The organism is Sulfitobacter profundi, from assembly GCF_042661425.1.
GTDB lineage: Bacteria > Pseudomonadota > Alphaproteobacteria > Rhodobacterales > Rhodobacteraceae > Sulfitobacter > Sulfitobacter profundi.
Genome location: NZ_JBHSWA010000001.1, coordinates 2,631,389 through 2,642,457, shown reverse-complemented (window position 1 = coordinate 2,642,457; position 11,069 = coordinate 2,631,389). Strand labels below are relative to the sequence as shown.

Here is an 11,069-nt window from a genome sequence, read left to right as displayed (position 1 = left end):
CCCGCGCCTTACCCTTCGGTCGAGACTTCGACCGTGGTGAGGTCAGTCAGGGAGGCGCCGATCAAACGCAAAGCGGGCAGCGACATGCGGCTGCCTGCGGTTGCAGGCCCCTCCAGCGGGATCAGGGTCACGGCGGCCGATTTGCCTGTTGCGGGGTTGGTCACCCGGCCCGGCTGTTCGGCGTCGACCAGAGGTGTTTTCAACCACAGGCCCGGCTCTGTCGCGCTGCCCAGACTGACCACTGTCGTCCCCAAGGCGGCACCGGTGCTGGCGGGCGCGCGGCTGGCTGCTTCGCGCTCTGCGGCGGTGGTTGTATCAAGCGCCTCGGCACTGCTGCCCCCGGTCGCGATCGGAGAGGCGGCAGGCGGCGTCGCAGCGGCCGGCGCGGTCGCGGCCTCTGCCGGGGCTTCGGTCGGGGCGGATGCGGCCGCAGGCTCGGACTGGGAAGCATCCATCCCGAGGCTCTCGGTCAGAGTGCTGCAGCCCGCCGTGGCGGCCACAATGAAAAGCGGTAAGATAATACGTGTCATCCGCGCAGCCTATCCGCGCCCCGTCCCCTTATCAATCGCCCAAATGCCGCTTGCCCCGCAGTGGGCGGGGCATTACCTATAAGGCATGACAGCACCCCTCATAGACCCCTTCATGCGCGCAATCACCTATCTGCGCGTCTCCGTCACCGACCGCTGCGATTTTCGCTGCGTCTACTGCATGTCGGAGAACATGACCTTTCTTCCCAAGAAGGAATTGCTCACGCTGGAGGAATTGGACCGTTTGTGCAGCAACTTCGTCGACCTCGGTGTCGAGAAGCTGCGCATCACCGGCGGTGAGCCTCTGGTGCGGCGCGGCATCATGACCTTCTTCGACGGCATGAAACGCCACCTCGACAGCGGAAAGCTGAAAGAGCTGACGCTGACCACCAATGGCAGCCAGTTGGAACGCTTTGCCGATGATCTTTATGCCGCTGGTGTGCGCCGGGTGAACGTCTCGCTCGACACGTTGGATGAACAGAAGTTCGCGGATATCACCCGCTGGGGCCGCCTGCCACAGGTGCTGCGCGGGATAGATGCGGCGCAGCGCGCGGGCCTGAAGATCAAGATCAACGCCGTGGCGCTCAAAGGTTTTAACGAACCCGAACTGCCGCGCATCACCGAATGGTGCGCCGAGCGTGGGATTGACCTGACATGGATCGAAGTCATGCCGATGGGCGATCTGGGCAACGAAGACCGATTTGGTCAGTTCTGGTCCCTGAAGGACGTGCGCGCGCGCTATGCCGAACATTATACCGTTACCGATCTGGCCGAGCGGACCGGCGGCCCCGCCCGCTATGTGCGGCTCGAAGAGACGGGTCAGAAGATCGGCTTCATCACCCCGCTGAGCCATAATTTCTGCGAAAGCTGCAACCGCGTGCGGGTCACCTGCACCGGTGAGATTTTCATGTGTCTGGGCCAAGAAGACGTGGCCGATCTGCGCGCCCCACTGCGCGATCACCCCGATACGGATGTCCCGCTGCAAGAGGCGATCCGCGCGGCGATCGACCGCAAGCCCAAGGGGCATGATTTCGACTATTCACGCCAGCGTGTCGACGGGCAGATGCCGCGCCACATGAGCCACACGGGCGGCTGAGCCCGATGACCACGCCGTTCCTCTACCGGGCATGGGTCGCGGCAAGCACTGTGATGCTGCCCATCGCAGGACGGCAGTCCATGGCCAAGCTGCGCCGGGCCGAAGCTGAGCCGAAACGCGCGCGCGAAAAGCTTGGCCACGCCAGCCAGCCGCGCCCCGAGGGGCCGCTGATCTGGTTTCACGCCGCCTCTGTCGGGGAAAGCCTGTCGGTTTTGGCGCTGATTGATCGGATGGGCCGCGCGCTGCCGCAGGCGCATTTCCTCATCACCTCCGGCACCGCGACCTCGGCCCGGCTGGTGGACCGACGCCTGCCGCCGCGCAGCCGGCACCAATTCGCCCCGCTCGACGCCCCCGGCCCGCTAAAGCGGTTCCTCAACCATTGGCGGCCCGACGCGGCGCTTTTCGTCGAGAGCGAGCTTTGGCCGCAGATGCTGCGGCGGACCCATGCGCGTGGCACGCCAATGGCGCTGATCAACGCGCGCCTGTCGCAACGCTCTATCGAACGCTGGCAGAAACAGCCCGCGCTGGCGGGGTTTCTCTTTAGTGTGTTTGACCTGATCCTGACGCAGAATGACGCGATGGCGCGGGCCATGACCACCATCAACGCCCCCGCCGATCGGGTCGCTCCGGGGATCAACCTCAAGTCTATGGCAGGCCCTCTGCCGCAGGACGATGACACCATCGCGCAGGCCCGTGCGGCCTTGGGCGACCGCCCCGTCTGGATCGCCTCCTCCACCCATCCGGGCGAGGAGAAAGCGGTATTAGAGGCGCATCGACAACTGCTTGAACAGGTCCCCGACCTATGTCTGATCCTTGTTCCCCGCCACCCGGAACGCGGGGACGAGGTGGCCGGCCTCATCGCCAGCGTCGGACTGACCCATGGCCGCCGGACGCGGGGCGACATGCCGCGCGAGCAGGTCTATCTGGCCGACACATTGGGCGAGCTGGGCACCTGGTACGCGCTGTCCGACATCGTCTTTCTGGGCGGATCGCTACACCCAATCGGGGGGCATAACCCCTATGAGGTTGCGCAGGCCGGGGCGATGGTGCTTTCGGGCACCCATGTCGCCAATTTCGCCGAGACCTTTGCCGAGATGGAGGCCGCAGGTGCCGCGCGTCTGGTGGCGGGCACGCAGGATTTGGCGGACCGTGTGGCGGATCTTTTGCGCAACGATATTGCCCGCGCCAGCGGTGTGGCCGCGTCGAAAACTTATGCCGCGGGGCAAATCGACAAACTCGACAGTATTGCCGAGCGGCTGATCACGGCCCTGCGCCTGCGAGAGGACAGCGCCGATGCCTGAGCTTTTCGTCACCAACTACAACCGCAATTTCACCGGCGTCTCGGCCACGGCGGCCAATGTGGTGCGCCAACAGGTCAATCGGCACGAGTTGGTGTTAGTGGGCCAACCCCTGCCCGGCTGCCCGGTGCCGCTGACCCGTGCCGCCGCGGGGCGGATCACCCGAAAACATCCCCCCAAGACCGCCCCTTCGCCATCTGGCACGTCCGCCGCAACCCCGAGATGCGCAGCGCGCTTTGGCTGCGCGATGTGCGCGGGGCGAATATCCGGATCGTCTTCACCTCTGCCGCGCAGCGCCTGCATTCAGCCTATCCACGCTGGCTGATCCGGCAAATGGACGCGGTCATCGCCACGACCGAACGCGCGGCGGAGTTCGTGCCCCATGTCCGCGCCGTGGTGCCGCATGGGGTGGATACCGATGTCTTCTCTCCCGCCACCAACCGGGGCGCCGCTTGGGAGCAATTGGGCTTTGGTGGCACTCATGGCATCGCCACCGTGGGGCGCATTCGGCCCGAGAAAGGCACCGACCTTTTCGTGGAGGCGATGCTGCGCTTGCTGCCCGAACGCCCCGGCGCGGTGGCGCTGGTGATTGGCCGCGCGGGCGGCAAACATGAGGCGTTTCTGACCAAGCTCAAGGCGCAGGTCGAGGCGGCGGGCCTCGCGGAGCGGCTGCTTTTCGTGGGCGAATACCCTGCCGCCGACCTGCCCAAACTGATGCGCGCGCTGTCGCTGGTGGTGCAACTGCCGCGCTACGAGGGCTATGGCATGGTCCCGCTCGAAGCGCTGGCCTCGGGCGTGCCCTTCGTGGGCAGCGATGCAGGGTATTACGGCGCTTTTTCGAACGGTGGCCGTGTGGGCAAGGTGGTCCCCCTTGGCGCGGCGGAGGCTGCGGCCCAAGCCGCGCGGTCCCTGCTTGAGCGAGAGGACCAAGCCGCTCTGTCAGAAGCTGCGCGCCACTGGGCCGAACACCGCTTTAGCGCGCGGGCCGAGGCCGATGGGATCGAAGCCGTCTATAACGCGCTGTGGGAACGCGGCTAGGCCCGCGAAAGAAAAACGCGCCCCCGAAGGAGGCGCGCTAGGATCGTTTCTGATTGCGGGATCAGGCCGCTGGCATCCGCTGCTCGACGATACCCGCCCACCAGCTACAGCCTGCCGGGATCGCCTCATCGTTGAAGTTATACTCCGGATGGTGCACCGCCGCCGTGTCGCCGTTGCCGACGAGGATATAGGCACCGGGGCGTTCTTCGAGCATGAAGGCGAAGTCTTCCCCCATGACCAGCGGCGCCTCGACGCAATCGCCCGAGATTGAGCGTGCCACATCGGCGGCAAACTCGGTCTGCTCTTCGTGGTTCACCATGACCGGATAGCCGCGGTGGTAGGTCACATCCGCTGTGCCGCCAAAGGTGCCCGCGATGCCGTTGCAAATCTCGTTGATCCGCTTTTCGGCAAGGCTGCGCATATCCGCCGACATCGTGCGCACGGTGCCTTTCATCTGCACCCGCTGCGGGATCACGTTGAAGGCTTTGGAAGATGTCTCAAAGGCGGTGACCGAGACGACGATCTGCTCCACCGGGTCGGCATTGCGCGATGTGATGGTTTGCAGCGCGAGCACGGCCTGCGCGGCCATCACGGTTGTGTCGACGGTCTCATGCGGCTTGGCGGCATGGCCGCCGCGGCCCTCAAAGGTGATGTCGAACTGATCCGTCGCAGCAAAGAAAGACCCCGGGCGGATGCCGAAAGAGCCCGTGGGCATGCCCGGCCAGTTGTGCATCCCATAGACTTCTTGGATGCCAAAACGGTCCATCATACCGTCCTCGCACATCTCACGGCCACCGCCGCCGCCCTCTTCGGCGGGCTGGAAGATCACCACGACGGTACCGTCGAAATTGCGGGTCTCGGCTAGATATTGCGCCGCCCCCAGCAGCATCGCGGTGTGGCCGTCATGACCGCAGGCATGCATCGCGCCGTCGGTCTTAGAGGCATACTCAAGCCCGGTCTGTTCGTGGATCGGCAGCGCGTCCATGTCGGCGCGCAGCCCGATGACCTTGCCCGATCCGGTTTCCTTGCCCTTGATCACGCCGACGACGCCGGTGCGGCCAATGCCCTCGACGACCTCGTCGCAGCCGAAGCTGCGCAGTTTCTCGGCCACGGTGGCCGAGGTGCGGTGCGTCTCAAAGAGGATTTCGGGGTTTTCATGCAGATCGCGGCGCCATGCGGTGATGTCGTCATGCAGCTCGGCAAATCGGTTCTTAACGGCCATTTGGGAAGTATCCTCCGGAGTTGGGTTGGCGCTGATTTTCATGCAGTCGCATTTATCTGCCACATGCTTACGCCCTTGCCAGCCGGTCCTCAACCACCTGCGCGAACCATGAACAGCCCGCCGGGATTGCGGCATCGTCAAAGTCATATGCCGGGTGGTGCACCGTCACCCCGTCGCCGTTGCCGATCATGATATAGGCGCCCGGTCGCGCGTTGAGCATATAGGAAAAATCTTCGCCTGCCATGATGGGCGGGGTGTCGCGGTCGGTGCCGGGGGTGATCTTGTCGGCAGCCTCGGCGGCATAGCGGGTGTGGTCGCTGTGGTTGCGCGTGACGGGATAGCCGCGCTGATAGTCGATCTCTGCCTTGCACTGATGCGCTTCGGCAGTCAGGCGGGTGAGGTCGTGCAAGCGCTGCTCGGCCAAATCCTGCACCACGGGGTCCAAAGTGCGCACCGTGCCGCGCAGAAGCACCTGATGCGGCAGGACGTTGTGGCTGTCGGTATCGCTGCGCAGGGTGCAGACCGAGACGACGACCTGTTTCAGCGGATCGGTGTTGCGGCTGGCGATGGATTGCAGCGCGATCAACACATGGGCGGCAGCGAGGTTGGTGTCGATGGCCTCATGCGGGGCCGCGGCATGGCCGCCCTGCCCGGTCAGCGTGATGTTGAACTCATCCGCCGCAGCCAGCAGCGCGCCCTCGCGGATTGCGAAATGCCCGGTGGGGTGGCCGGGCATATTGTGCATGCCGTAAACCTCATCGATATCCCAACGGTCCATCAGCCCCTCTTGCACCATGACATTGCCACCGCCGCCGCCTTCCTCGGCGGGTTGGAAGATCAGCACGACGCGGCCATCGAAATTGCGCGTCTCCGCAAGGTATTGTGCAGCACCCAAGAGCATCGCCGTATGCCCATCATGGCCGCAGGCATGCATTTTGCCGGGGGTCTTGGAGGCATAGGGCAGCCCCGTCGCTTCCATGATCGGCAGCGCATCCATATCGGCGCGCAGCCCGATGGTGCGGTTTGAGCGATTGCTCTGCCCCTCGATCACCGCGACCACGCCGGTCTGCGCGATGCCGGTGGTGATGTCGGTGATGCCAAAGCTGCGCAGCTTGTCTTCGACGAATTTCGAGGTTTCGGGCAGGTCGAACATCAGTTCAGGGTGCTGATGCAGGTGGCGGCGCCATGCGGTGATCTCGGCGTGGGTCTCGGCGAAACGGTTCTTGATCGGCATGGGCTTTGTCCTTTGAAACAATGAGGTTAAAGCGCCGGACCGGGGCGGATGGGCGTGCCATCACTGAACCGGTCGGCGCGAAATCTGCTCAGATCATGCCCCGGCGCATCGCCCATGACCAGAGCGGCCAGCACCCGCCCCATCCCCGGCCCGATGCCAAAGCCGTGGCCCGACATGCCAGTGCCAATGACGAGGCCCGGAATTTGGGCGCAACTGTCCACCACGGGTACGATATCGGGCATTGTGTCGATCATGCCCGCCCATGAATTGCGCGCCGTGATGGGTGGCAGTTCGGGATAAAGCGCTGCGAACTGCTTGACCGTGCGGCGCAACCGGCGGTGATCGGGGGCAGGATCAAGGATGCGCATCGCTTCAAAGGGGCTGACGCTGTCCGCGGCCCATTGGCGCGGGGTGCGCCATGCATCAGGAAAGCCCTTAGGTGCAGACATCCGCAGCCGCTGGCCAAAGGGGGTGGCTCGCAACTGTGGGAGGTAGTGACGCAGGGCGCGGAAGGCATCTGGCCCGACATAGAGGTCGGGCGCCGCCCCCGGAGCCAGCGTATACCCCCCATCGGCGCGGCGGCGAAAGGCCAGCCCGGCTTCGGCCACGGCACCGGCGTGCACCTCGGGCAGCACATTGGTCGCCACCACGCTTTCGCGTACGGATAGCTGCGGCAGGGTGACGCCATGCGCGCGCAGGAAAAGCGCCGACCATGCCCCGCCCGCCAGCACCACCGATGTCGTGCGGATCGCCCCCGCTTCGGTGCTCACCCCCGCCACGCGGCCCGCGGCGAGGTCAAGCTTGCGCACCGCGCAGTTCTCGATGATGCGCACGCCCTCTTTGACGGCCAAGGCGGCCAGCGCTGGCACCGCGACCCAAGGTTCGGCCCGCATGTCGGAGGGGGTGATCAACGCCCCGGAGTAGCCTTTGCTCAGCCCCGGAAAAGCCGCCGCCACCTCGCCTGCGTCCATCAACCGGCTGTCGATCCCATTCGCCTTGGCGTGGGGCAGCCAGTCTGCGTAGCTCTGCATCTTGGCGTCAGAGTTTGCCAGATAGGTCACGCCGGTCTGTTTCAGCCCGATGTCGCGGTCAAGCTCTGGGGCCAGTTCGCGCCAAAAACGCGCGGCTTCGACCATGATTGGCAACTCATCCGGGTCGCGCCCTTGTTGGCGGATCCAGCCCCAGTTGCGGCTGGATTGTTCGGCGGCAATGCGGCCCTTTTCCAGCAGCGTCACCTGTTTGCCCGCCCGCGCCAGAAACAGGGCGGTGCAGACGCCGATCACGCCACCGCCGATGACCACCACCTCGCTGTCACGCGGCGGGGTGCGGGGGTAGCTGGCAGGGGTGGCAAGGGTGATAGGAAAAACGGACATGCGAACCCCGGAGGCTGGGACCGCGCGGCTGCACCGGGCGGCCGTGGAAAGGACAGGCCCCTGCGGGGGGCCTGCCCTAGGTCTGTCAGGGATGGCTCAGCCCTGCAAGCGGGTCAGCAGCCGGCGCATGAAGTCGTGACCGGCCTCGAATTGCGCCACGTCGATGAATTCATTGGGCTGGTGCGCCTGCGCGATGTCGCCCGGCCCACAGATCACGGCGGAATACCCTGCCTCTTGGAACTGCCCGGCTTCGGTGCCGTAGCTCACTTTGTGGCTGGCATTGTCGCCGGTGATCTGGCGCACGATCTGCTCGGCCTCGCCGTTCTTTTCGGGCTGCAGCGCGGGCACGTCGAAACGGGTCGAGGTCTCGATATAGGTTTCGGGCACCACGTCCTGCATCTGCTTTTCGACCTCACGGACCTTCTTGAGGTAGGCGGTGCCCCATTTGTCTTTGTCTTCACCCGGCACCACGCGGAAATCCATGGCGAATTTGCAGTCCTTGGCGGTGATGTTGTGGGCCGTGCCGCCTTCGATCACACCGACATGGGCGGTGGTGAAGGGCGGGTCGAACATCGCCGCCGTCTCGGTCGGTTTGGCGGCCATGTTGTCGCTGTTTACGTCATTGGCCCATTCGATGAGCTTGGCGCCCGCCATGATCGCGTTGACCCCGGTGTGCAGCAGCGAGGAATGCACCTCAAAGCCCACGAGGTGCGTGTTAAAGCCAATGCCGCCCTTGTGGCCAGTCACCGCCTGCATGGTCGAAGGCTCGCCCACGATCACCGCCGAGCCCTTGGGCACCACGCCCTGCATCGCTTGGATCATCGGCGGGGCACCGGCGCAGCCGATCTCTTCGTCAAAGCTGAGCGCGATCTGTAGGGGGCGTTTGACGTCTGCATAATGCGCCTCGACCAAAGCCCAGAGCGCCAGCGCGTCAAAGCCCTTCATGTCGCAGGTGCCGCGTCCGTAATAGCGGCCGTCTTTCTCGGTCACGGTGAAAGGGTCGGTGTCCCATGCCTGCCCGTCGACCGGCACCACATCGGTATGGCCCGAAAGCACCACGGCCCCCTCCTCCCACGGGCCCGCATGGGCGAAAAGCGCATGTTTGGGCTGATCAGGATCGACGTAGCGGTGGCTCTCGATCCCGTGGGAGGCGAGGTACTCGGCCACCCAGTCGATCAGCGGGATGTTGGTGTCCCGCGACACGGTGGGAAAGCTAATGAGTTTGGTCATCAACTCGAGCGGGGTCAGGCGTTCGTTCATTGGTATTCTTTCAATAGCCACTGTCGGTGGTCAGCACATGGTGCCCCGGCTCCACCTCGCGGTAGACCGAAGGCTCGGCCCGATAGCTGACAGAGTGGATCGGCGAGGGAATCGGTTTGAAGTTCAGGTCCTTCTCGGACTTGCGCCGGCGCGGATCGGCAATTGGCACGGCCTTCATCAACGCTTGGGTATATGGGTGCTGCGGGTTCTCAAACACCCGCTGGCGCGAGCCCATCTCGACGATGCGCCCCAGATACATGACGCCGACGTAGTGGCTTACCCGCTCCACCACCGCCATGTCGTGGCTGATGAAGAGGAAGGACAGTTCCATCTCGGCCTGAAGCTCCATCATCAGGTTGAGCACCTGCGCCTGCACAGACACATCAAGGGCCGAGACCGCTTCATCCGCGATGATCAGCTTGGGGTTCAGCGCAAGCGCGCGGGCGATGGCGACCCGTTGGCGCTGGCCGCCTGACAGCTCATGCGGGAAGCGGCGCATGAAGCTGCGCGGCAGTTCCACCCGGTCGAAGAGCATCTCGATCCGCTTGGTAATTTCGGCCCCCTTGAGGGTCGCAAAATTGTGGATCGGCTCGGCCACCTGATCCGCGAGTTGCATCTGCGGGTTGAGCGAGGCGAAGGGATCCTGAAAGATCATCTGCATGTCGAGCCGCGCGGTGCGCAAAGCTGATTGGTCGAGCGACATGATATCGACACCGTCAAGGTTCACCTCTCCCGACATCGGCTCCACCAGCCGCAGGATCGACCGTCCGGCGGTGGATTTGCCACAGCCCGATCGCCAACGAGGCTCAGCGTCTGACCTTTGTTGAGCGTAAAGGACAGGTCTTCGACCGCATGCACATTGGCCACAGTGCGGCGCAGGAAACCGCCCTGCACTGGGAAGCGCGTGGTCAGGTTCCTGACCGACAAGAGCACCTCTTCGCGGCCCTTGATCGGAACGATTTCCTTGTCCTCACTGCCCAAAAGCTTCATCGGCTCGGGGTATGGCTTGCCCGTCATCTCGCCCAGTTTCGGCACGGCGGCCAAGAGCGCTTTGGTATAGGGGTGCTGCGGGTTCTCAAAGATCTCCTCGACGGTGCCTTCCTCGACCTTCTTGCCGCGGAACATGACGACGACCCGGTCAGCCATCTGCGCCACCACGGCCATGTCATGGGTGATGAACATCACCGCCGTGCCCGTTTCGCGCTTGAGCCGGTCCATCAGGGCGAGGATTTCGGCCTGAATCGTCACGTCGAGCGCGGTGGTGGGCTCATCCGCGATCAGCAGGCGCGGCTCGCAGGCCAGTGCCATGGCGATCACCACGCGCTGGCGCATACCGCCCGAAAGCTCATGCGGGTACTGCTTCAACCGGCGCTCAGGCTCAGGGATGCGGACCTGCTCCATCAATTCCAACGCACGTTCCTCGGCCTCTTGCCGGGACATGTTCAGATGCAGGCGCAGGCCCTCGGTCATCTGCTTGCCGATGGTAAAAACGGGGTTCAGCGCGGTCATCGGCTCTTGGAAGATCATGCCGATTTCATTGCCGCGAATCTTGCGCATGAGGCTGCCGCTGCTGGCCGCCAGATCGACCTGCCCCTTTTCACCACGCTCAAAAAGAAGGCGCCCGCCTGCAATTTCACCGCCGCCGTATTCGACCAGCCGCATCAGCGACAGCGAAGACACCGATTTGCCCGATCCCGATTCCCCGACAACGCAAACCGTCTCACCGGGGTTGATGTCGAAACTGACATCTTCGACGCCGACAACGGGGCCATCTTTGGTTTGAAATTCGACGCGCAGGCCCTGAATTTGGGCGATTGGCGCCCCGTTTGCGTGATCCAGCATCTGTTTCCCTGTTGTTTTTATTGGCGCAGATTTTGCCCGACGCTACGGCGAATGTCATGAGACTGTCAAACCTGACGCGGGCAGTTCGCGCTTTGTCATATTTGCGCCATGTCCGCCCTTGCAATTTTTGGGAAACCTGTTTCGATATGGCCCATGCGGTTTGGAAAGAACGCTTCGAT

The 11,069-nt window shown here is 64.1% G+C and carries 9 protein-coding genes and 1 pseudogene; 4 read left to right on the top strand and 6 right to left on the bottom strand.

Features of this window, described 5'->3' with window-relative positions; translation table 11 throughout:
- Positions 1–8: 8 nt before the first annotated feature.
- On the bottom strand, positions 9–530 hold the full coding sequence (locus ACFQAU_RS13750) for a hypothetical protein (protein WP_132444500.1): 522 nt from the start codon (positions 528–530) through the stop codon (positions 9–11).
- Between the two features lie 85 nt (positions 531–615).
- On the opposite strand from ACFQAU_RS13750, the gene moaA reads away from it, so the two are divergent.
- Genes moaA through ACFQAU_RS13730 form a run of 4 tightly spaced genes read left to right on the top strand, consistent with a single transcriptional unit; the run spans position 616 to position 3,959 of the window.
- On the top strand, positions 616–1,623 hold the full coding sequence (gene moaA, locus ACFQAU_RS13745; protein ID WP_132444499.1) for a GTP 3',8-cyclase MoaA: 1,008 nt from the start codon (positions 616–618) through the stop codon (positions 1,621–1,623).
- Positions 1,624–1,628: 5 nt separating this feature from the next.
- Complete coding sequence (locus tag ACFQAU_RS13740; RefSeq protein WP_132444498.1) at positions 1,629–2,924, top strand: 3-deoxy-D-manno-octulosonic acid transferase; 1,296 nt, start codon at positions 1,629–1,631, stop codon at positions 2,922–2,924.
- On the top strand, positions 2,917–3,246 hold the full coding sequence (locus ACFQAU_RS13735) for a hypothetical protein (protein WP_386282916.1): 330 nt from the start codon (positions 2,917–2,919) through the stop codon (positions 3,244–3,246). Before ACFQAU_RS13740 ends, ACFQAU_RS13735 begins: the two co-directional genes overlap by 8 nt.
- Entirely contained in the window at positions 3,144–3,959 is an 816-nt protein-coding gene (locus tag ACFQAU_RS13730; protein ID WP_386282913.1) for a glycosyltransferase family 4 protein, read from the top strand. Before ACFQAU_RS13735 ends, ACFQAU_RS13730 begins: the two co-directional genes overlap by 103 nt.
- A gap of 61 nt (positions 3,960–4,020) precedes the next feature.
- Here the strand turns inward: ACFQAU_RS13730 and ACFQAU_RS13725 are convergent, their stop codons facing one another.
- The 5 genes and pseudogenes from ACFQAU_RS13725 to ACFQAU_RS13705 form a co-directional block, all read right to left on the bottom strand.
- A complete protein-coding gene (locus ACFQAU_RS13725; RefSeq protein ID WP_386282910.1) occupies positions 4,021–5,181 on the bottom strand; it encodes a M20 aminoacylase family protein in 1,161 nt (386 codons plus the stop codon).
- A 67-nt stretch (positions 5,182–5,248) separates the two neighbouring features.
- Positions 5,249–6,415, bottom strand: a complete 1,167-nt coding sequence (locus ACFQAU_RS13720; RefSeq protein ID WP_132444496.1) for a M20 aminoacylase family protein — start codon at positions 6,413–6,415, stop codon at positions 5,249–5,251.
- A gap of 26 nt (positions 6,416–6,441) precedes the next feature.
- A complete protein-coding gene (locus ACFQAU_RS13715; protein ID WP_132444495.1) occupies positions 6,442–7,788 on the bottom strand; it encodes an NAD(P)/FAD-dependent oxidoreductase in 1,347 nt (448 codons plus the stop codon).
- 96 nt (positions 7,789–7,884) lie between these two features.
- A complete protein-coding gene (gene argE / locus ACFQAU_RS13710; protein WP_132444494.1) occupies positions 7,885–9,048 on the bottom strand; it encodes an acetylornithine deacetylase in 1,164 nt (387 codons plus the stop codon).
- A gap of 10 nt (positions 9,049–9,058) precedes the next feature.
- A pseudogene (locus ACFQAU_RS13705) lies at positions 9,059–10,890 on the bottom strand (ABC transporter ATP-binding protein).
- Positions 10,891–11,069: the final 179 nt, after the last annotated feature.